We start from the raw sequence: 20558 nt of genomic DNA on the forward strand, positions 1-20558 counted from the left end.
AAAACAGATGCGAAAAATTATGGAAACAAAAAAAGAATTTTTTCCCGGAATAGGGAAGATCAGGTTCGAAGGAAAAGAAAGCAAAAATCCGCTGGCATTCCGTTACTACGATGCGGAGAAAGTGGTTTACGGACGGAAGATGAAAGAGTGGTTCAAATTCTCCATGGCTTACTGGCACACCCTTTGTGCGGAATCGAGTGACCCCTTTGGCGAAGAAACCAAGGATTTCGAATGGAACAATGGTGATGGCGCTTTGGAAAGAGCCCGGAAGAAACTGGATGCCGGTTTCGAGTTTATGCAGAAGATTGGAATCGAATATTTCTGTTTTCACGATATCGATCTGATCGACGAAGGGAAAACCATCGGGGAGTATGAAGCCAACCTCAGGTCCATCGTCGCATACGCTAAAAAAAGGATGGAAGAGACAGGCATCAAACTGCTCTGGGGTACGGCCAATGTTTTTAGTCACAAGCGTTACATGAACGGGGCAGCTACCAACCCCAACTTCGACAGTGTAGCCTACGCTGCCACACAAATCAAGAACGCACTTGATGCCACCATCGAGCTGGGAGGAGAAAATTATGTGTTCTGGGGTGGTCGCGAAGGGTATATGAGCCTCCTGAATACCGATATGAAGCGTGAAAAAAAACACCTGGCCATGATGCTGGCCAAGGCACGCGATTATGCCCGTTCGAAGGGATTTAAAGGAACATTTCTTATTGAACCCAAACCGATGGAGCCGACCAAACACCAGTACGATGCAGATGCTGAAACAGTGATCGGATTTCTCCGCGCACACAACCTCGACAAGGATTTCAAACTGAACATTGAGGTAAACCACGCCACACTGGCAGGGCACACTTTTGAACACGACCTGCAGTGCGCTGTCGATGCCGGCTTGTTGGGCTCCATTGATGCCAATCGGGGTGATTACCAGAACGGCTGGGACACAGACCAGTTTCCCATCGATCTTTACGAACTGACCCAAGCCATGTTGGTTATTCTGAAAGGTGGAGGTTTGCAAGGCGGAGGCACGAACTTCGATGCCAAAATCCGGAGAAATTCCACCGATTTGGAAGATATCTTTATTGCACACATTGCCGGTATGGACGCCTTTGCACGAGCCCTGGAGGCTGCCGCCGGGATTCTGGATGAATCACCCTATCTGCAGATGCTCAAGGAGAGATACGTTTCTTTCGATAGCGGTAAAGGAAACGAGTTCGAAGAGGGAAAGCTCTCGCTCGAAGATATGCGTGAATACGCTCTCGCGCTGGGGAAAGAGCCTGATCAGATCAGCGGCAAGCAGGAACTGTACGAAGCAATTGTAAACATGTACATTTGATAGAACCAAGATGGTAGTAGAGCCAAGAACAAGGACGTTCGTCCCTACTCTCAAAACATTGACCAGTGAATTCATCGGGCACAACGTTGAGCAATTCAACGAAAAAGCTTATTGACCTGATAATCTTTTGTCTGTCTTGATTTCTGGCTCTCACGTCTTATAATCTAAAGATAAATGAAGTACAACAAAACCTATATCTTTGGGATCACCCTGGTAGCGACATTGGGTGGCTTACTCTTCGGCTACGATACGGCCGTGATTTCCGGTGCGGAAAAATCGATAGAAGCTTACCTGGTCAAGCCGTTGGGATTAAATTCGTTAATCCATGGAGCCACCGTGTCGAGTGCCCTGATCGGCTGTATTATCGGAGGAGTTATTTCGGGAGTGTTTTCAAACCGGTTTGGCAGAAGAAAAACGCTGCTTATAGCTGCCGTTTTGTTTTTTGTGTCAGCACTGGGATCGGGATTTCCCGAAGCTATTTTCTTCTCTAAAGGGCAGCCGTCCATCGGGTTGCTGTTGACATTCAATTTTTACCGTATAATCGGAGGTGTCGGAGTGGGACTGGCATCTGCCGTTTCTCCCATGTACATCAGCGAGATAGCTCCTGCAGATATTCGGGGAAGGCTGGTTTCTTTCAACCAGTTCGCCATTATTTTTGGAATGCTGGTGGTGTACTTCGTTAATTGGGGCATCGCCTTTGGACAGAGTATCGATTGGATCAACGATGTGGGTTGGCGGTATATGTTCGCATCAGAAGCTATTCCTGCAGCCTTGTTTGGTATGTTGCTGTTTCTGGTTCCTGAAACGCCGAGATACCTGGTATTGTCGAATCGCGATGAAAAAGCACGGTCTGTTTTAAGCCGGATTAACGCTGATAAATTAAGGGCTGAAGCTATTTTCTCCGAAATAAAGCAGTCCATCGGACGTACAACGGAACGTTCCCGTATTTTTTCTTACGGGAAAATGGTTATTCTTATCGGTGTTTTGTTGTCGGTGTTTCAGCAGTTTGTGGGAATCAATGTTGCGTTGTATTACGCTCCACGTATTTTTGAGAGTATGGGAGCTGCGAAAGATGCCTCCATGCTGCAAACCATCATCATGGGGTTTGTCAATGTCGTGTTTACGGTTGTGGCCATCCTGACGGTGGATAAGTGGGGGAGAAAACCGTTGTTGATTACCGGCTCCGTTGGCATGGCCATCGGCATGTTTGCCATATCCTCGTTGTCCTATAACGAAATTATCGGAATAAGCACACTGGTATTCATCATCATTTATACGGCGTCGTTTATGATGTCGTGGGGACCGATCTGCTGGGTGCTCATCTCTGAAATTTTCCCAAACAAAATCCGGGGTCAGGCGGTAGCCGTGGCGGTTGCCGCACAATGGGCTGCCAATTACCTGATCTCGTCTACCTATCCGGCAATGATGGAATACAGCGGAGCTTTGACCTACGGTTTTTATGGGTTGATGGCTGTAATTTCGGCTCTCTTTGTATGGAAAATGGTTCCCGAAACCAAAGGGAAGTCATTGGAAGAGATGGAAAGTTTGTGGAAGAAGTGACGCCGGACGGTTTATCATGAAAACAAGCGCTTACGATAGGTAAACGCTTGTTCTTCAATGAGCGGCAAACGAGATTCGAACTCGCGACCCTCAGCTTGGGAAGCAATAGTTGGCTCTTTTCGTTGTTTACCGTTATTTATTATATATTTGATTTATAATTATTTATGATTTTTTCCACGTTAAATCTTATCGATATTTTTGCTTATATATTGGTATTTTTCTATCTTTGTTTACCCATTGTTTACCCAAAATATAATGTTTAAAATATTAATATTATGCCAAGTAGCGACAATTATTTATCAACTCACCCCGTTTTTAAATACAAAAATAGGAATATTTCTGTTAGCTTGGTGAGAAAATATCGATACGATATTGAAGAAGTGGCTCCCATATTCTGGCGGATTACGTACAATCGAAAACTAAAAGTCTATTTCTCCGGCTTTGAGTTTTCTAGAAATGAGTGGGATGAATTTGTAAACAGAGACCTAAGAAAACATGCAGGAACTAAACAAACACTATTACGTTTTTTATCCCTTACATTAAAACCTGCGATAGATACTTTGGCCGAGACGAATGACTTTTCTTTTGCTGCGTTGGATAACCTTTTGACTGATCAACCGACCTCTACAGTCAATGAAGCGTTTCAAAAGAAAATTGTATCATTGGAAAATGAGTACAAGATTGGAAATGCATCGATTTATAGAACAACCCTTAATGCACTTATGAGGTTCAAACATTATAAACTTTATAAGAAAAGTGCTGACAAAACGGATTTTATTAATCGCTGTATTGAAAGCAAGTATGTAGCCATCGGTAAAAAGGCGTTGAGTATATCCGAAAAAATATCTTTTGAGGAGATCACTCCGGAATTCTTAATCGAATGTGAGAAATTTTGGCTCGATACCGGGGTCGCACATGCGACCATCGGTATATATATGAGAACATTGAGAGCCATCATCAATAATAATGAGGGTGAGGAACCTTATATAAACCAGAAGAAATATCCTTTCGGAGTAAAACGGGGTAAGTACGCCATACCGGAAGGTGGCAGAAGGAATATTGCTTTACCAGTTGATGACATTTGGAAAATCGAAAATTACCAAACAGATAATGATGCCATAGCAACAGCACGTGATATATTTGTTTTTATGTTCTACTGCAATGGATTGAACTTCGGAGACCTTTGCCGGTTAAGGTATGAGAATATTGATGCTCCCAGTGAAGAAATAATTTTCCAAAGAAAAAAGACTTTGCGAAAAGGAGAAAAACCTACTTATATTTATGCACCGATGCTCCCACCTATGGTTGAAATAATCAACCGGCAAGGGAACAAAAATCAGGACGGATATATTTTCCCATTTCTCAACGGAATTGCTCCAAGCGGCAAGAATGAAAGGAAAATCAAAGAGGCTATCAATTTCGCATTAGACCCTATCAATTCTTCGTTAAAAATAATTGCCAATAAACTTGAGTTAGACCCGGAAATATCAACTTCGTACACACGAAACAGCTATATAACGCATCTTACCAGCGAAATGTATGTCAATCCTATCGTGGTACGAAAAATGGTTGGGCATAGTACAAAGAAGGATGTGACGGCAGGATATGTCAACCTGACGCCGAAAAAGAGAAGAGAGATCAATTCAAAATTGTTGAACCCGAAAAAAAAATATGCGACGATCAATTCTGGCAAGTCGGTAGAAGTCGGATAAATGATCTGAGAAGAAATACAAATGGGTTACATTATTTAGGATATTTGCAGTATAACTGCATATTTTCTAATAAAAATAAACTCATTGCTGCAGGAACTTAGACTTAGGGGTTACGTCCCGGGTGGTGATTAAACCAAAGATAATAAACCTATATGTTTATATCATAGAAGATTATACGAGTAGCAACAAATTGGTTGTTTTTCATACCTTTGTCAATAATTTGAGGTGCAGGAGAGTTTATATAAGCTATGTTGTTTTTGAATGTGGATCGTAACAAGGGGAAAGGAGAATTTGAATATAATTTAATAGTTCATGGAATTAGCAATAATACAGAGTAAGATATATGAAATAAGGGGCGTAAAGGTCATGCTGGATTTTGATTTGGCGGAGATGTATGGCGTGGAAACGAGGGTTTTAAAACAGTCGGTAAGGCGCAATATAAAACGCTTTGAAGGTGATGATTTTATGTTTGAGGTTACAAGGGAAGAACTTTCAAGATCACAAATTGTGATCTTGAACAAAGGTCGTGGATACAACATAAAATATATGCCCTTTGCATTCACCGAATTAGGCGTGGCAATGTTAAGTAGTGTACTGAACTCAGATACAGCTATTGAAATAAACAAGGGTATCATGCGTGCTTTCGTCGCCATCCGGCATTTGATCCACAATCCGCAAGTCGATGAAGTAAAGGAACTGCAAAAAGAAGTAAGGAAATTCAAAGAATACATAGAGGAAGTGTTCACCGACTACAATGATATTAATGAAGATACAAGGATGCAATTAGAGCTTATCAATGAGTCATTGGCTGAACTCCAAGCGCAAAAGAAACTATCCGGAAAACCACGTAATCCGATAGGATATGTAAAAACAAAATAATTTAAAAAAATCGGCAGGAATGATCTGAATTTTGCATGGATGATAATCTACTCCGAAGGAGAGGATCCTCATCCATTTTTTATTTGAGTTTGCGAATTGCGAAACAAATCAGCAAGCTCAAGAGTATGCCGGCCATTAGGCCGGAGAAAAATAGCCTGAATTTTGTACTGCCAGTACTGGTGGTTTTTTCTTTCAATTCTTTATTTTCATTGACCAAGGTTTTAACCGTGAGCTGCAGGTTGGCATTTTCCGTGGTTAGGGTTTCATTTTGAGTGGATGTTTGCTGAATAAGGGTTTCATACTCCTTAATCGTTTTTTCCATCCAACTCTTGCTGATGGTAATGATCTCTGCAGATACAGGCGGCCGACCGGTTGAGGTGTCAACCGGGGCGGTTGTATCGTAATGTACTTCATGTTTCAATACTTCATTCCGGAGATTGATGTTTTCGTCCTTTGTCAGCTTTAAATCGGTTTCGAGAAGGGTGATCTGGAGTTTTTTCTTATAGAGTTCTTTTTCAAGATTCCATACTGCGGTACTGTCGATTTCTGTGATTATTTTTTCTGTGATCAGTTGATTGGGTTTGCATCCTAAAAGTAATTGCAGAATTGCAATTACTAAAGCGACTGCAGCTATTATATCTTTTGTTGCTTTACTCATAGTGGTACTTTTTTATGATGCTTTTTTTATTGCGTCCAGGAACTTGTAATGATATTCCGCTATTTTATTGGCTTGATCGAGTCCATTCACAATCCGTCGTGCACGTATGGGATCATCGGTGTACGGGTTGAAGTAGTTTTCGAGCGATACACCGGTGAAATCGCCTCGGTTGGAGATACCTTTTGTCATGCCTTCTATCATTATCCGTGCGGATATGCCGGGCTGAAGGGCGAGCTCCGGCTGTTCAAGTAGCGGCAGGTTGAGGATTCTCCCCATATTCAGGTAGTTTTCGTACCAGGTTAATTGCACATCGCCTCGTCCGTAGTAGATTTTGTCGGGCCATGTATAGGGTTTTCGGTTATATTTCAGTTTTTGACCATAAGGTTTGCCTCGGCCTTTTCCGATTTCCTCGACCGGTTGCATGGTTCTGGCGGTTTCATGGAAGGATGTCGCAAGCATATATGCTCTCCATCGGGTATCGGTTATATGGTGGTTGCCAAATTCTGTCAACTTAACAATGATGCCTTTTCGCTGGCTGTCATTCATACGTCGGTTGAACAGACTTGTATTTATCTCCTGAAGAAAGATTTGGATATTCATTGTTGTTGTTTTTGTTGGGTTTCACGTTTAAATGTGCCCAGAGGGGGTTGTCTTTTGTCGCAATCCTCAACCCCGCAATAATGGTAGTCCCCATCTTTTCGCCATTGAAGCTCCCTGTCGAATGCTTTTTCAAGTCCGGTGATCCTTCTATGATCTTCGGTTCTTTGAAGCTGTAGTAGTTTGATATCGCTCCTCAACTTCTCGTTGATATCGTCCTTATCCCGAAGTAGTTTTAGCAGTTCTTCCGAATTGGTTTTGTTATAATCATTCATCCGTTCCATGTGTGCCACTGTACGTTCCAATAAGCCCATCATTTCCACGGCTGCCGAAACATCTTCCTTTTTAGCTTCCGCTTCCGACTTTACGGCTTCACTCTTTTTGATCCGTTTGTTTTCTTTCCGGTTTATGATTGTCGAAACTAATCCACCCAACGCACCTCCACCTACCAATGAAGAGAATATGGCGAGCAATTCATAATTATTTTGAAGAAGTCCGATCATCTTTTCAATATTTTATAGGGGAGCCGGTTTGAGAAAAATATCACGATGCAATCAGGGCAATAACCGAAAACATTTTGTGGTTGTATGTGGCATGTTAAACATTATAGTAGGTGAACATGGAACCGTTCCTGCAGGGAGCGGTTCCATGAAGGACAGTAATAGCTTAAGCTATTGTCTGCTGACCGAGATAGGCGCTATTGGCCACCATCGTACCGTCTTCGGAAATAAACCCCAGGTATATTTCCACGGTATCACCCATCCAACTGTCGGGGATATTCATTGTTGCAGAACCGGCCGAGCGCTCACCGGCTTCGGTGCTGAAAACGGATTCGCCTTTGTCACTGTTGAAAACCAGCGGCATTGCCAGGTCTCCTGCAGAGGCGTTCCCTACTCCACTGTTGTCATTCCATGTGAAGTTCAGGCTCCCTTCGGAAGCTACTGCAGCGGCATTCTCTGCCGGCAGAAGACTTCCCCGGGAGACGAGGATTTTTGGAAAATCAAGCTCCAGATCGGGAACCTCGCCATCTACCGCGTTGTTTACATTGTAAGACATCGCTGCATTGAACGCTGTCTGCCTGTTGGCGTAGTTTTTGAACCCTATCCGCAGGAAAGGGGTGAGCGGTTTTAGAAACTCGATCATGATGGAGAATTTTGTCCGCTGCTTCACTTGCCCGGGTGTCCGGGGATTCCTCACACTGGAAGGAAGGCTTCGCATGTAATGGATGCCTTTCCACGTTCCTCCGACAACCGTTCCGACCTTGCCGGAGAAACCTCCTAAAATACCTTGTTTAATTGTTCCCATAAAACTGTATTCTTTAAAATGTTAAACATTGATTGCTTGGACTTGGTATTGACTTGGTATGGCCGTAACCTTATCCGAGGCTAAAATATTGAATAATATTTCAAGTTGTTTGGGGCTGGTATGGAGTGCCTTCGTATGCTTTATCTTGCGTTATAGGAAGAAACTTCAAAATAAATGCTATTGGTATTAAAAAAATTCGCTAAACTTGCATATCTATTTTATTTTCAGCCAATTTTTTTGGTTTGTCAGGAAAGTATTTTGAAAAGATACTTCCAATATTTCTCAAGCGATCTGATTTAAAATATCGGGCAAGTGGATTCGATTGAATTACATAGTACAGATATACATATATCTATTTAATTGTTAATTGCTTATCTCACTATATTAATATTGAAAAGAACAAAAATGAACAACGAAAAATGGAATGAAATATGCTTTTTATTATTCGATAGCATTAAATTTGACATTAGTGAAAACGATTTCGAAAAGAATGTAGTTCAGGCTTTAAGAGTTTTAGACTGGAAAGAGTATTCTGGTGATATTGAGATTCGCCCTTCTTTACCAATTGGAGCGGCTAACAAAATTACTCCTGATTTTGTAATCAAAGCTTCTGACAATAAGAAACTGTTTGTCATTGAAATAAAGCAACCAAGTATTCCGCTTACTTCCAAATTCCAACAACAGTTGTTTTCTTATATGCGTCAACTAAGGCTTGAATACGGAATCTTAATCGGACAAGAAATTCAAATATTTTATGATGGCGACTTATCAAATCAAGAAGATCCAATACTATTAGAGACAATTAATTTTACAAAAGATAATGAGAAAGGGTTGAGATTTGTTGAATTATTTGGCAAAGAAAGCTTCAACCGGGAATCATTAAAATCTTATACAATAAGTGCTTTAAAAAAAATAAACCGAAGGGAAGAACATAAAATCTTGACAAAAAAAATACTCTCAGAAAGCTATCAGGATAAAATCCGGGAGTTGATAAAACAAGATTTTTTAAACGAATATGATGGGGAGCTAATAGATACTGTACTGAAAGAGTTAAGAATTGAGATAAAACAGAAAAACATAGAGCAAAATCCAACAGAATTACCTAAAAATCAATTAAAACAGGAGGTAAATATTGACTATTCTGCGGGTGTTTTGCCGATCGAGTTAAATCCATCGTCTGAGTCGGAGTTTAAGCAGAGGCTTTTATCAACAAAAACAGCGTATATAACAACGTTCTACAATAATGGGACAACAAAACAAAAAGTTTGGAATGCCCTAAGATTTAGCGAAAGTTCAGGTGTATTAGGAAATTTAAGGTCAAGACCTGAATTTAGGAATGGAGAATGGCAGAAACTTGGTATTGAAAGAGTCTACGTTTCGATTGATAAATAATTAAGAGGTTAAACCGGTAGCTAAAGATTAGGCTTGTCCATTACTCTTCCTATTAATAGACGTCTGATCAATCATATAACCATGTGTCAGGAAAAACGAAGGGAAATGAACGGAATGGATTAAATACAAACTTAGCGTATAGCAAAGGGTGGCTTTGTAATCGGCAAGGTTTTTCGGTGGAATACTATTTCCGCCCCGGCGGAATTGGAGATTCCATCGAAAACCCGAAGGGCTCGACCTTGCAAGATTACACAAAAGCCACCGTACCTTTGCGGTGTGCGTATTTATGAGAGATTGGGCGGGGATAAGTATCTCTGTCTTAAATTGAGGTATAAATATATTTTAATATCCCGGATTCTGCGTTATATTTGGATTCATCATTAATTCAGTTAGCGGAATAGGATATAACTGATGATAACTTTGAATATCTAAAAGTTCAACTGCAATTCCTAATCGTTTGAGGAGACTAAAGTAACCGTAATCCGAACCAATGAATTTTTTCCATAGATCTGCTATTTCATGTTCAGGTTTTAACGGAAAGTCTTGTAATGGAGCCATATTATCAGCAGCCCTGACCTTATTCAATAAGCTTAACGATTCTGATGTTTTGTTTAAAGCTACCAGAGCCTCCGCATAGCTGAGAAATACATCTGTATTTCTGTATATTGGATGCAAATTGCCTTTTTTCAAGTGTTGACTAAACACCTGAAAAGGCTGATAATCTTCGCTTTCAGAAAACAACAGGGTAAATAATGCTTCGTTATTATTTATGTCAGAGTAGACAGTATTATCCAAAGATATTTTATTCCCTTTATTGATTATTTTTTCGAAATATGTTGCTGCGGTACTATAATCTTTACGTTCCAATTGGATGGCTGCAATCAATGCGATTGCCAGATCTTGTGAAACAAACATCTGATTATGTTCCGTATCTTCTTCTAAATAAGGCATCGATTCGTCCAGATCGATTAATAAAGAATTGAATATTTGAACTTTGTCAGTTCTGGGTACAAATATCTCTTCCATTGTCAATGGCTTTGTAATGAAAGGTACATCACCCCAATGCTGAACCATGTCCAAATAGAGCAAAGCACGCAATACCCGTGAGGTAAAATGGTATGGTTTTGCGTATTGGTTTGCATCATCCTGGGAATGTTCAATGATTTGATTTAACCTATGAATAGCTTGATATGCTTGGGCCCAGGCGTCTTTTAAAATAGTATTGTCAGAAGAAATATCTATACTATAATCGATTAAATTACATCGAACTGCATCCAGCACAAGCATTCTCTCAAAATAGCCACGAACCTTATCGTAGGATCCGGTTAAGGCTTGTTTAAATACTTCCTCATTTTTAAAAATCTCATCCTCCGTTATCGACTCATTCGGGTTACGGTCTAGATTTGCGTCTTTATCATCCAATATACCATCTCCATTACCATCGATAAATTTGCGAATATTCTGAACCTCTATTGTTTTACCTTGTTCAGAAAAATAGGATTTCAGATTATCCATCACTTTAATTGAGTTCACATTTTGCTGACCCAGATGAATTTTCCCCATCAAGTCACTATCCGAAATTGTACCGTCATCCGCAAAGTCATTACTCAGTTTAGCAATGAATTCTGAAAACTCAGCTTCCCTTTTGTCATGCAATAGAATTGCCGATATCGCAAGCAGTACCGCTGCATCATCATTTCCGTCTGTTAACCCGATGTCATCGGAATTTTTGACTTCATTGGCGATATAAAAAACGTTTAGAAGTTCTTTATGCGCCTGTTTTTGCGCAACAGGAAAACTTAACCCCTCAGAGATCAAGTTTTTAATTCTTTTATAGACCAAATGCGTGAGGATATTCACATTGACCTTGTCTTTACCGGAAACATCTGCGAGAACGTTAAGCGTGATTTGTGAGGAAGATCTTATACCTGTAACTTCGTTAAAAAAATATCCGGATATCTCCAATTCGACAAACTGACTCAGTAGTTCCATTTTACTGTCAAAAACAAAATCACCATTATCATTCGTTGTTTCTGTCTTAAATATATTCTTTCCTGTTTGTTTTAACTCTTTATCCAATTCGTACAGTGTAATCTTTGAGCCTGTAAGGAAAGGACCCTTTTCGATTTTACCAGTTATCGTGGTTTTGACAATACGATTATCCTCATCTCCGGAAGGAACGTCTTCATCCGATTTGGAACATGCCATCAGGATAATGGCTGACAGAAATATTGAGATTGCCTTATTCATTTTAATGTTGTTTTAATTTCAGTGTTACTTCTTTGGATGCAAGCCTATGAATGTTTTTTTATTCAATTGTTATAGGAATATGGTTTTCAGTACAATAATTTTCAACCTCTGTGTCATTGGCAAAGTAGGTGTCGCAAAATTCATCAAGTTCCTTTTCTGCCCCCATAAGATATTTTTCACTTGCGGTCATCAGTTTTTCAACCTGCACGATGAAATTTTCAAATTCGTTGTTCATCTTACAGAGTTTATCAATCGTTTTAAAATCCAGATCCCTATAACTTGCCGGAAAAAGGATTTTACTTTGATAGGGATTGGCATTAAGCTCAATTATACCTATTCCGAAAGACTGATTCAGCCTTTCCATTTCTTCATACAGGTTATCACTAAATTCAAAAGCGACGAGATAACCATAATTTGCCCAGCTTGAATTTGATACTGCCTGGAAATACGCTTTTTTCAGTTCGCTATCGCTGTTAATTTCTTTTTTGAGTTCATATGAACTCAATTTGAAAGTGTCAACCCGATTGATTGATTTTAAGAAGTTTTGACTGGCTTTTGTCTGTAAATTCAAGAATTTAATACCAACCATATCTGGATGAGTCCAAATCTGGTTGCTGTCTTTCCCATTAGAATGTTCATGAAAAATGGTTTTTGAATAGGTATCGATATTCTTAAGGAAACTACTCAAAAGCTTATGTAAAGTTCTCTCTTCATAGGTTTTGGTCTTCCTTGCCTTAGTTTTGCCGGTTACTAAAGGTTCTGTTTCTCCGCTCAATATCTCCAGACCAATGTTTTGCTCATTTTTTGTCAGGTAATATGAATATGTACTTCCTTGCTTAATTCTTTTTACTCTGGTATCTCCATTTCTAATAAAATCCCCCAATATTGCGGATACTGTGGATCCGGGAGTTTTCGCTTCACCAAAATCATAATAATTATTGCTAATGATATGCTCGAAAACAGCCCAATAATTTGTTACACCATTGATATCTTCCAGACTCTTTAAAACAGCTTCTTTAATTGTCATGCTTCTCTACTTGATTTAATAATAATCTGATAATATGAACTGATATGTTTCTAAAGCATAATAATGTCAATTGCAAGTTTAACTATTTTTTTTCACACTACCGAATTTATTGATTTTTATTTTCTTTATTCCATTTTATCTATGATTAAAAGCAAGTTATACAGACCTAAGGTGGGACGAAATAAAAAACATAACGGAACTCTAACAAATGTCTAACGGAATTTTAGATTCTCGTTATACATTGATTAGTTTTTTGAAGGAGAGTACACTTTTGCCTCTTGTTAGTATTATCGGATAATATTGTAACCTTCCCTATTGCTTCATTTGAAGATTGTTTTTTAAGTGAGACAATTGAACGATGCAAGTGAAAAATCTTAGAATAATTATATGCCCTAATACGAATTTGCGATTCATGAATTGGTGATTTATCCCTTTTTTGATACCAACCATTATTATTCAGCTCCTGTGCTATTTGCAGGGTTGTCATAGGTAGTCCTGTCCGTCGTAAAAGCTTTTCTATGGCTTCGTGTAGTGTCATTTTTAAGTAAGAATTTATTTACAGTATTTTACACTCGTAATTATCTTCTTCGCTTAATATCTTAAATATCTGATAACCAAACTCTGACAAATAAATAAGAAGATTATAAAACATATCATATTCAAATTTCAAAAGTATTTTTTCTCCTTCAAGATCATTAAAAGGCATTAAGTATTTGAAAAGAGCCTTGTAATAGTTGTCGTTTGGAATTTTTGCCGTTGCAAGAACTCCTTTTGAGTGTGTAATTGCATGCCTTATTTCGGATATAATGGTGAACATTTCTTTAAACCTGAATTTACAATTATTCTCTTTAGAATACTTTCTAAATCTCTCACCTCCAGCTTTTCTCACTAATTTAAATAAGTCGGTTCCTCCTTTTATAGATTGTCTTGAATAGTCATTATTTGGCAATAAGTTTTTGAAATTGTGATCATTCTGAATTTTGATGTAAATCAAATCCTTTAATAATGTTTCGAACGCTTCAAAACATTGAGCATATGCCATTCCAAACTCCCTGGAGAGTATTTTGCTTATTTCATCAGGATAGTTTTTCTTATTCACTTCTTTTATTGTACCCGTGTAATAATTAATTTTCCATCCGTTATCAGTGGAACCTGTCCAATCACTAATTACTAAAGCAGACGTAGCATCATATATAGAGCCTTCTTGGGAATATTTTTGAGCGTCTTTCAAGAGAATTTTATTTAGTCTATTATAAGTATGAATAAAATCAATTATTGTCTCAAAATATTTTGTTAGAGGTTCTTCGTATGGATTTATCGTTTCAATATCACACATAATGCATTTAAAATAGTAATAACCGTGCAAGTTTAGTCTTTTTTTTCGGAAATCCGAAAAAAGGACTAAAAGAATATCGAATTTTTGAGGATAAAATATTTATCCTCAAAGGTTCAATTCAAAAACCGGGGGAGCGAAGCAACCTGGTTTTTCTATTGAAAAGGTTCGGTTCACTATACTGCGTCGGATATACCTGAACGACCTGCCGGTTGATTATCGGGTTCTTCGCCTGCCGGAAAAACAGGTTATCCGGAACGGAGCAATAAAAAAACTGCGGAACGAAGTGGAGTGTTTTTTTGTTGCGGAGTGAAGAGGCGCGAGCCGTTGCGAGTGGAGCGAGGGTGGTGGCAGAAGGAAGCACGAGGTCACGAGTGCGAGTGACGCCTACTGATTTCAGCAGGGGTGGCGCATCTTTTTGTTTATGGGTATCGGTTTGGGCAAGTGCTTGATGCAGTGAGGAAGTGAGTGGAATTGAGCGAATGAAACGTAAGGGGCTTTAGACGGTGCGGATTGCAGCGAAGTGCGGAGCAAACTTGGCTGCAATATGCGGAGCGAAGCGGAGAACGATTGGTTGATATTCAACGATTAGGGAAAAGCGCCTGTAGTGTAATGAGCGAAGGATGGAACGGGATGACGAGCGGAATTAAGCTCTTGCCTTGATACAGCGGTGCGGTGTGAATGGAACCGAACGAAGGATGTTGTTGTCCCGAAGAATGAGGGTCGGCAACAGACGTAGTGAGTGAAATGAGCACTGCAATAGCGGCAGACCGGTGGATTTACAAAAAGTGTGACACCCCGCGTAGCCCGAGCGACCAGCAGGCGAGCAGAAACACTGAGTGGCGGTTGCCCCCTTAGAAAAAGATGTATGAGCGTAGCGAATTCGATATCGGGGTTTAAGGGGGCAAGAGTAGCCACGGGTGAGGATTGAGCGAGCGTTGTGCAGAAAAACAAGCAGCCACGCCACGATGAGCACCAAACGGAGCGGTTTGAAGGGGTTTCTTATTGGATATTTTTGGGGGATGTGATAGGTTGGTATGGATATGGATTGCCCTCCGCAAGCGAAGTGGACTGGAGCGGAAGCGTGAGGTGTGACTGCGGTGTGTGCAAGGGTGGCTAAAAAAATGCTACCCGAAGCGGAGCGAGGTGTGGAGATTTTTTTAAGCCACTTGCTTGCCCTTGCTCACATGTTTTGCGGAACTAAGCGAGCGATTGACGAACACCTTATAACCTGTTTGGTTTTACCGGGAGACGGTGGGTGCAGGAGTTTACCGGGATAGGAAGGGGATGGTTGATTTTATGGTCTGCGGTCAAAGAGCGGTGTGGACTGCATCCCGGGAGAATACCGGGATGGGTGGAGATAGGTGGCATATGCAATATTGGGATGAGGTAGGAACCGGGAAGATGGGTAACGAGGGGATTGTATTACTATTGGGGTGAAGGTTGGAAACCGGGGAGACGGATAGCGAGAGAGTCGGATCACTATCGGGATGGGGTTGGAAATCGGTCTGCCGGTGGGATTCATCGATGCACTACAGGGATGATGGTGGTATCCAAGACTTCCGGGGGATGTTGAAAGGAACAGAAGCCGGTGCATGGATTTCGCTGTCGGTGAGGCAAAAACATCCTTTGCCCGGCAGAGGTACAGGGGGAATTGGGGATTTGAGAGTTCCTGTGGTTACGGTGTTGGGGAACCGGGATGAAAGATGTGGTGGGGGTTACCTTTGATGTTCGTTCCCCAATTTCCGCTGTACCCGAATGATTAGAGCTGCAGGATTAGAAAATCCTAATGCCCGGTAATGATGTATGGGTATAGAAATGTAAAAGGTTGTTTTTGCCGGGGGGTACAACTGAACTGAGCATGTGGTAAGAATTTTATTCTGTCTGGGGAGTGTTTTCAATACAAGGGTAAAAACACAAATATTTTACTCTCGTTCATAGAATGAGGGTAAAATTTACTCTCGTTTGTTATCTGCTTATTTTGGTGCTTTATTTAATTGTTCGCTTTTGTTAGTTGCCGTTCGACAGGTTCAAAAGACAGTAGACTGATTTCACTGCCGGGGGATGGGGAAAATTAAAATGAGACTAATCGAATTTATACTCTTTCTATTTCAAAACAATATCCCTGAAAATAAAATACCTTCAAGGATGATTGTTAAAATGTAAGGGAAAGTAGAGAAACTCTTACATCGATAAGTTTGCTTAGATCAATATAATCTCGACTTTAGTTCAGTCTTTTCAAGATTATAAGATTTATTATTCACGTTTTAAGTTTTGCAAATAAGTCTCCGGGGGTTCATACGTTTTTATACTAAGTAGGAAAACTGTAGCCCATAAACGGTGCTTGTAAACGGTAAAGTCAAGTTCATGGTAATTTCTGAAAAACCATACAATTACCGATGCAGATAAGATAGTCCCCGACGTGTATGTAAGTTCATATACCATAGCATACGGATCGTCCGACTTTCCTGTCTCCTGCAAATATTTCATATATTTCCCTCGTATATCAAGAGTAACGACTTTTCTACCTTGTGTGCTTCTATTTATGTATTCGAGACCTTCTATCCAAAATGCAGAAAAAGCCTCACTCTCCATTGTATCGAAAAACTTAAATTTTGCGGTATCATTCAACAGTGGAACAAAGCCCTTTTCGTTAAAAAAATCTGCGGTCAATTTATCAAAATAGGCGTGGTAACTTTCATTGATGCCTGTTAGCCCGGTCTTTTCCGATACGATACTATCCACGAAGTGGATCATCTGTCCGATGCCTTCCAGCTCTGTCGGGGTAAAGATTTTTTTTGCAGTTTCATCAGGAGAAATGTAATTTCTCGATGAAACACAACCTTGTAATAAGATAAAAACTATCAGGATTGATAAAATAGGATATTTCATAATTTAGAGTTTGTCATTATTTCTTTACTTTCTACTTCTTTCCACAATCGAAACAAACAAATGAATTCTTGCAAATTGAAAAAAAACTCTATTTAAAACTATTATTGCAATTTAGATCCAATAGTGAATAAGAAAGCCATCGGTCTATCCCGGGTAGAGCCATTTAGCATATAACCATGTTTGACTCGAAGTGAGTAGTTTATTTTCTGTGTGTCGTAACCTATTCCTGTTATTAATCCAAAGTCAAATCTGCCAAAATCTTCAGTGTATAAATCAGCTTTGGTTGTGACTAAATCTTTAGTCCTATCAACCTTTCCCCAAAGACCAAAAGAGTTATACAAGCCGAGATCAATTAAAAAATTCTCATTTGACTTTACCGGTAACTTATATGAAAAAACCATGGGGATAAAAAACCGAATGATTTGAAGGCTTCCTTCATGTCATCGGTACTACCCTGTTCAACCAGCATTGATCGCCGGTATGTTTCGTTCAACAACATCAAGGAAGGTTGAAACTTAAATTTGTCTGACAGGTGAATATCATAGAATGCTCCAATTTGAAATCCTACTCCCGGAGAATTATCCCATCGCAGGATGGTATTACCATTCCTCAAGGTGGAGAGATTTACTCCCCCGGCTATACCAGTTGAGCATATATATTATTGCTAAATGCCAAAATGCTGGCCACCACTATTGTTTTAAAAATAGAACTTTTCATTTTGCAAGTAGGTGTTTTATACAAGTTTTCATCATCATTGCTTTTTCTTTTTTAATGCCCAAATAACATATCCCCAAAAAAGGACTACACCAATAAAAAAGGCAAAATAGTTACGAGACATCAAACCGTTCAATATTGTGATTGAAGCGATCGAAATGATAATTATAAAACCTATTATCTTCAAACATCCATTCATACTATTGTTTTTAAAGGAAGTTTATTCGAAGCGCAGAACTATTTAGCGTGTGTTACCTGCTGTTTTTTATTTGAATGTTATTGTAATTAAAAAATAGTGTGGAATTTTAAAATGTTCTCCCAATTTTTCTGGTGCAATTTCTGATTGTGCAACTTCGCAATATGAACCAGAACCGTCTTCGTGAATTGTTGGTGTAATGATTGCAAAAACAGCATTTTTTTTCTGCAAGTCAATGCTTAATTCTTTTTTACTTCCAAAAAAATCTTTCAATGCGTATTTATCTGAATTATTACTTAGTTTGAAATACGATTTTTTACTCCCAAATTTTTTTCCTTTGATATAAGTTTTTAATTTTCCGTCACTCAGTTTGAAAAAGAATTTTATTGATTCTTTATTAGAGTCTATTTTGAAATATTCAGTTTCTGAGCCGTCAAAAAGTGTAAAAGTTTTTATATGTTTTCCGTTTTTATATTCTTCAAGATTTATTTGATAATATTTACCATTCAGATTTTCACTTTCAAAGTTGAGTTGTTCGATGTAAATATTTTCAAAATCCATTAAGTCTTGGATTTCTTGATTTTCACTTCCGTAGTTGTTTGTCATTTTAGCATTTTGTGTAAATACAAGATTTGTCATTATTACGAAAGCGAATAAAATTCTGATTTTTAGCTTCATATGTATTAACTTTTTTCTTGTTCACAATTAAGAGAAATAATTCGTACTGCAAAGTAAAGACAAAGAATGACTACTGGTATGGTTACCCATTTCGAAATTTTGGTGCTTCAAATATTTACAACAATATGGTCTCTCATATTTTGTAAAATATTATTGAGTTATTTGATCAATAAACAACATCCCTGAAAATATGGCTATTGTCAAGGATGATTGTCAAGATGTAAGGGAAAGTAGAGAAACACTTACATCTATATCCTGTTTAATGGGAGCTCGAACTCCCATTATTTAATCAAATCGGTTGCAATATCCCAATTACGGGCCGAAGCGTACATCTTGACAGTCAAAGAAATATTTTTTAATTCCGGATAATTGGACTTATACTTATCTGTCAAGTCTTCCAACAATCGTATTTCCTCTGATATGTAATCTGTTTCCTTCTCTCCCGAGGCTACATTCAAATAACTTACCAGAGAGGGAAAAATGTATTCGCCTCTAAAAATATTGAACTTATGGGAGATTGTTTTATCGCCATCCTTGAAGTTCAGATAGAGCCAATAGTCATCGCCCTTCCGTTCAAATTGGTAGTTTCCAGCCAATAATATTTCCCCGGTTCGGGCCTCCTTGGGCGAATTGAACAGGTACGCCTTATTCTCAAGGTTATTCCCTTCATTGGCCAACAATGTGACAACATAATCCTTTGTATGTAGGATATCACCTTTCACTTCCAAACTTAATTTATTTTTATCCACCTTATCCTCCATATCAATAGAAGGAAAAGCATAATTCATATACAGATTCAAGTATTTTCGTGTTACGGTAATATCCAGCACTGCAGTTTCACCACTGACATTATCCTTCACGGTAAGCGTGGTAGTTCCTTTTTTCGATCCTTCAATACGGATATCTCCGGTCCTATCGTAAGAACCGGTTGCCGGTCTGTATTCCGCTTTGAAGATACTGGCATCACCGGGCGTAAGTGTATAGCTCTTATTCCCGCTATAGATAGGAATATAATTGCTTGCCTTCACTCCCACTGAATAGCTGCTGTTCCCGATATACAAATGCTGGATTTCGGGCTCCTTCTCCTTCTTGTCACAAGAAAGCAATACGCATGACAATAACAAGGAGAAAAATAAAACCGATGTTCTTGATAATTTAAATTGTTTCATAACTGTACATTTTGTTATTAGAAATTTGATTCTGTCCGATTAAGAAATTCATCATTGTCTTATCCTGTATAATATCGTTTGTGAGAAAATTACAATCGCTTCATTGACTATTTCACCTATTTTAATTCATACCTGCTTTCCCATCTTAATAACAGACACTTATAATAAATCAATATCACTTTATGGTAGGGAATAGACGACACCGAACCGGAACCCACTTTCATCTGTTCGTTGATGATATTTTTCCATAGAAAACGGAAGCAAGCTATGCATTTTAAAATAGGGATTGGCAAAGAAACCTACCGGTACATTTTTCAGATCATACTTTACGCCGACACCAATCATCGCCCCAATACCGGTCTGCCTATCTAAATGATTTTCTTTTCCGGTATCAATCCCGAGTAACAATCCTCCGTTCAAAAAGAAATATTTAAGAAAATTCCATCGAACTGTTACCGGTATATCGACTACAGCATTCGTTATATTGTAAGGTGCCGGTGGATCCGGCATAGGCGCACTACTGACTCGGTATTTATATTTACTATAAGAGATACCGGTTTCTATATCCAAACGTTTTGTGATGGGGCGTATATAGGTAATTCCCAAAGAATAATACCCTTTGCCGTCATATCCGCCTATTCCAACAAGGCTTTCAAAATAGTAGGCATCATTGTCCCCCAGACCGGAGTAGGTGATACCGATGGCTCCTTTTGATTTAGAAAAAGAAGATTGTGCTTTTAAACTTCCGGAGATACCGATCAAAAGGCATAAAATAAAAAAAAGTATCTGCTTCATAATAAATTAATTATTCGATTTGTTCAAATGGGAAAATGTTGTAAATAATAAATACACTC

Annotated in this window: 23 protein-coding genes; 8 read left to right on the forward strand and 15 right to left on the reverse strand. The window is 39.0% G+C overall.

Annotation, left to right across the window (positions count from 1 at the left end; genetic code table 11):
• Nucleotides 1-19: 19 nt before the first annotated feature.
• The 4 genes from xylA to KCV26_05220 all read left to right on the forward strand — a co-directional run bounded on the left by xylA (nucleotide 20) and on the right by KCV26_05220 (nucleotide 5493).
• A complete protein-coding gene (xylA, locus tag KCV26_05205; GenBank protein ID WZX37776.1) occupies nucleotides 20-1342 on the forward strand; it encodes a xylose isomerase in 1323 nt (440 codons plus the stop codon).
• 174 nt (nucleotides 1343-1516) lie between these two features.
• Entirely contained in the window at nucleotides 1517-2902 is a 1386-nt protein-coding gene (gene xylE, locus KCV26_05210) for a D-xylose transporter XylE (protein ID WZX37777.1), read from the forward strand.
• A gap of 275 nt (nucleotides 2903-3177) precedes the next feature.
• Nucleotides 3178-4614 (forward strand): phage integrase SAM-like domain-containing protein, encoded by a 1437-nt coding sequence (locus tag KCV26_05215; GenBank protein WZX37778.1) that lies wholly within the window; start codon nucleotides 3178-3180, stop codon nucleotides 4612-4614.
• A gap of 312 nt (nucleotides 4615-4926) precedes the next feature.
• Nucleotides 4927-5493 (forward strand): ORF6N domain-containing protein, encoded by a 567-nt coding sequence (locus KCV26_05220; protein WZX37779.1) that lies wholly within the window; start codon nucleotides 4927-4929, stop codon nucleotides 5491-5493.
• Between the two features lie 79 nt (nucleotides 5494-5572).
• Here the strand turns inward: KCV26_05220 and KCV26_05225 are convergent, their stop codons facing one another.
• The 4 genes from KCV26_05225 to KCV26_05240 form a co-directional block, all read right to left on the reverse strand.
• Nucleotides 5573-6151, reverse strand: coding sequence for a hypothetical protein (locus KCV26_05225; GenBank protein WZX37780.1), 579 nt, complete (start codon nucleotides 6149-6151; stop codon nucleotides 5573-5575).
• A 12-nt stretch (nucleotides 6152-6163) separates the two neighbouring features.
• Entirely contained in the window at nucleotides 6164-6751 is a 588-nt protein-coding gene (locus KCV26_05230; GenBank protein WZX37781.1) for a hypothetical protein, read from the reverse strand.
• Nucleotides 6748-7251, reverse strand: coding sequence for a hypothetical protein (locus tag KCV26_05235; protein ID WZX37782.1), 504 nt, complete (start codon nucleotides 7249-7251; stop codon nucleotides 6748-6750). The genes KCV26_05230 and KCV26_05235 overlap by 4 nt, the downstream gene beginning before the upstream one ends.
• A 163-nt stretch (nucleotides 7252-7414) precedes the next feature.
• The gene (locus KCV26_05240; protein ID WZX37783.1) at nucleotides 7415-8053 is read right to left on the reverse strand and encodes a hypothetical protein; all 639 of its coding nucleotides are present in this window, start codon (nucleotides 8051-8053) and stop codon (nucleotides 7415-7417) included.
• Nucleotides 8054-8458: 405 nt separating this feature from the next.
• Between KCV26_05240 and KCV26_05245 the strand changes: the two genes are divergently transcribed.
• Nucleotides 8459-9445, forward strand: coding sequence for a type I restriction enzyme HsdR N-terminal domain-containing protein (locus KCV26_05245; protein ID WZX37784.1), 987 nt, complete (start codon nucleotides 8459-8461; stop codon nucleotides 9443-9445).
• A 342-nt stretch (nucleotides 9446-9787) separates the two neighbouring features.
• On the opposite strand, the gene KCV26_05250 is transcribed toward KCV26_05245, so the two are convergent.
• The 5 genes from KCV26_05250 to KCV26_05270 all read right to left on the reverse strand — a co-directional run bounded on the left by KCV26_05250 (nucleotide 9788) and on the right by KCV26_05270 (nucleotide 14419).
• Nucleotides 9788-11695 (reverse strand): RagB/SusD family nutrient uptake outer membrane protein, encoded by a 1908-nt coding sequence (locus KCV26_05250; GenBank protein ID WZX37785.1) that lies wholly within the window; start codon nucleotides 11693-11695, stop codon nucleotides 9788-9790.
• A gap of 58 nt (nucleotides 11696-11753) precedes the next feature.
• Nucleotides 11754-12722 (reverse strand): hypothetical protein, encoded by a 969-nt coding sequence (locus KCV26_05255; protein WZX37786.1) that lies wholly within the window; start codon nucleotides 12720-12722, stop codon nucleotides 11754-11756.
• Between the two features lie 223 nt (nucleotides 12723-12945).
• Nucleotides 12946-13260: a hypothetical protein gene (locus KCV26_05260; GenBank protein WZX37787.1), complete on the reverse strand. Its 315-nt coding sequence runs from the start codon at nucleotides 13258-13260 to the stop codon at nucleotides 12946-12948.
• 18 nt (nucleotides 13261-13278) lie between these two features.
• Nucleotides 13279-14058: a hypothetical protein gene (locus KCV26_05265; protein WZX37788.1), complete on the reverse strand. Its 780-nt coding sequence runs from the start codon at nucleotides 14056-14058 to the stop codon at nucleotides 13279-13281.
• Between the two features lie 118 nt (nucleotides 14059-14176).
• Nucleotides 14177-14419 (reverse strand): hypothetical protein, encoded by a 243-nt coding sequence (locus KCV26_05270; GenBank protein WZX37789.1) that lies wholly within the window; start codon nucleotides 14417-14419, stop codon nucleotides 14177-14179.
• 576 nt (nucleotides 14420-14995) lie between these two features.
• Here KCV26_05270 and KCV26_05275 point away from each other — a divergent pair.
• From KCV26_05275 to KCV26_05285, 3 genes are all read left to right on the forward strand, one after another.
• Nucleotides 14996-15175 (forward strand): hypothetical protein, encoded by a 180-nt coding sequence (locus KCV26_05275; protein ID WZX37790.1) that lies wholly within the window; start codon nucleotides 14996-14998, stop codon nucleotides 15173-15175.
• A 134-nt stretch (nucleotides 15176-15309) separates the two neighbouring features.
• Nucleotides 15310-15495, forward strand: a complete 186-nt coding sequence (locus KCV26_05280) for a hypothetical protein (protein WZX37791.1) — start codon at nucleotides 15310-15312, stop codon at nucleotides 15493-15495.
• Between the two features lie 3 nt (nucleotides 15496-15498).
• The gene (locus KCV26_05285) at nucleotides 15499-15783 is read left to right on the forward strand and encodes a hypothetical protein (protein ID WZX37792.1); all 285 of its coding nucleotides are present in this window, start codon (nucleotides 15499-15501) and stop codon (nucleotides 15781-15783) included.
• Between the two features lie 528 nt (nucleotides 15784-16311).
• On the opposite strand, the gene KCV26_05290 is transcribed toward KCV26_05285, so the two are convergent.
• The 6 genes from KCV26_05290 to KCV26_05315 all read right to left on the reverse strand — a co-directional run bounded on the left by KCV26_05290 (nucleotide 16312) and on the right by KCV26_05315 (nucleotide 20499).
• Nucleotides 16312-16947, reverse strand: coding sequence for a hypothetical protein (locus KCV26_05290; protein WZX37793.1), 636 nt, complete (start codon nucleotides 16945-16947; stop codon nucleotides 16312-16314).
• Nucleotides 16948-17048: 101 nt separating this feature from the next.
• Complete coding sequence (locus tag KCV26_05295) at nucleotides 17049-17348, reverse strand: outer membrane beta-barrel protein (GenBank protein WZX37794.1); 300 nt, start codon at nucleotides 17346-17348, stop codon at nucleotides 17049-17051.
• Nucleotides 17321-17560, reverse strand: coding sequence for a hypothetical protein (locus tag KCV26_05300; GenBank protein WZX37795.1), 240 nt, complete (start codon nucleotides 17558-17560; stop codon nucleotides 17321-17323). Before KCV26_05300 ends, KCV26_05295 begins: the two co-directional genes overlap by 28 nt.
• A 366-nt stretch (nucleotides 17561-17926) precedes the next feature.
• On the reverse strand, nucleotides 17927-18535 hold the full coding sequence (locus KCV26_05305) for a hypothetical protein (protein ID WZX37796.1): 609 nt from the start codon (nucleotides 18533-18535) through the stop codon (nucleotides 17927-17929).
• 281 nt (nucleotides 18536-18816) lie between these two features.
• Entirely contained in the window at nucleotides 18817-19704 is an 888-nt protein-coding gene (locus KCV26_05310; GenBank protein ID WZX37797.1) for a hypothetical protein, read from the reverse strand.
• A gap of 180 nt (nucleotides 19705-19884) precedes the next feature.
• Nucleotides 19885-20499, reverse strand: coding sequence for an outer membrane beta-barrel protein (locus KCV26_05315; protein WZX37798.1), 615 nt, complete (start codon nucleotides 20497-20499; stop codon nucleotides 19885-19887).
• Nucleotides 20500-20558 lie beyond the last annotated feature (59 nt).

The sequence above is a fragment of the Petrimonas sulfuriphila genome (assembly GCA_038561985.1).
In the GTDB taxonomy this organism is placed as follows: Bacteria; Bacteroidota; Bacteroidia; order Bacteroidales; family Dysgonomonadaceae; genus Petrimonas; species Petrimonas sulfuriphila.

Bases quoted from the DNA above. Each gene is read 5' to 3' on its own strand.
- KCV26_05265 (WZX37788.1), bottom strand. From the start codon at position 14,058: ATGTGTGATATTGAAACGATAAATCCATACGAAGAACCTCTAACAAAA.
- KCV26_05240 (WZX37783.1), bottom strand. From the start codon at position 8,053: ATGGGAACAATTAAACAAGGTATTTTAGGAGGTTTCTCCGGCAAGGTC.
- KCV26_05310 (WZX37797.1), bottom strand. From the start codon at position 19,704: ATGAAACAATTTAAATTATCAAGAACATCGGTTTTATTTTTCTCCTTG.
- xylA (WZX37776.1), top strand. From the start codon at position 20: ATGGAAACAAAAAAAGAATTTTTTCCCGGAATAGGGAAGATCAGGTTC.
- KCV26_05290 (WZX37793.1), bottom strand. From the start codon at position 16,947: ATGAAATATCCTATTTTATCAATCCTGATAGTTTTTATCTTATTACAA.
- KCV26_05260 (WZX37787.1), bottom strand. From the start codon at position 13,260: ATGACACTACACGAAGCCATAGAAAAGCTTTTACGACGGACAGGACTA.
- KCV26_05305 (WZX37796.1), bottom strand. From the start codon at position 18,535: ATGAAGCTAAAAATCAGAATTTTATTCGCTTTCGTAATAATGACAAAT.
- KCV26_05215 (WZX37778.1), top strand. From the start codon at position 3,178: ATGCCAAGTAGCGACAATTATTTATCAACTCACCCCGTTTTTAAATAC.
- KCV26_05235 (WZX37782.1), bottom strand. From the start codon at position 7,251: ATGATCGGACTTCTTCAAAATAATTATGAATTGCTCGCCATATTCTCT.
- KCV26_05295 (WZX37794.1), bottom strand. From the start codon at position 17,348: ATGGTTTTTTCATATAAGTTACCGGTAAAGTCAAATGAGAATTTTTTA.
- KCV26_05225 (WZX37780.1), bottom strand. From the start codon at position 6,151: ATGAGTAAAGCAACAAAAGATATAATAGCTGCAGTCGCTTTAGTAATT.
- KCV26_05250 (WZX37785.1), bottom strand. From the start codon at position 11,695: ATGAATAAGGCAATCTCAATATTTCTGTCAGCCATTATCCTGATGGCA.
- KCV26_05220 (WZX37779.1), top strand. From the start codon at position 4,927: ATGGAATTAGCAATAATACAGAGTAAGATATATGAAATAAGGGGCGTA.
- KCV26_05245 (WZX37784.1), top strand. From the start codon at position 8,459: ATGAACAACGAAAAATGGAATGAAATATGCTTTTTATTATTCGATAGC.
- KCV26_05255 (WZX37786.1), bottom strand. From the start codon at position 12,722: ATGACAATTAAAGAAGCTGTTTTAAAGAGTCTGGAAGATATCAATGGT.
- KCV26_05230 (WZX37781.1), bottom strand. From the start codon at position 6,751: ATGAATATCCAAATCTTTCTTCAGGAGATAAATACAAGTCTGTTCAAC.
- xylE (WZX37777.1), top strand. From the start codon at position 1,517: ATGAAGTACAACAAAACCTATATCTTTGGGATCACCCTGGTAGCGACA.
- KCV26_05315 (WZX37798.1), bottom strand. From the start codon at position 20,499: ATGAAGCAGATACTTTTTTTTATTTTATGCCTTTTGATCGGTATCTCC.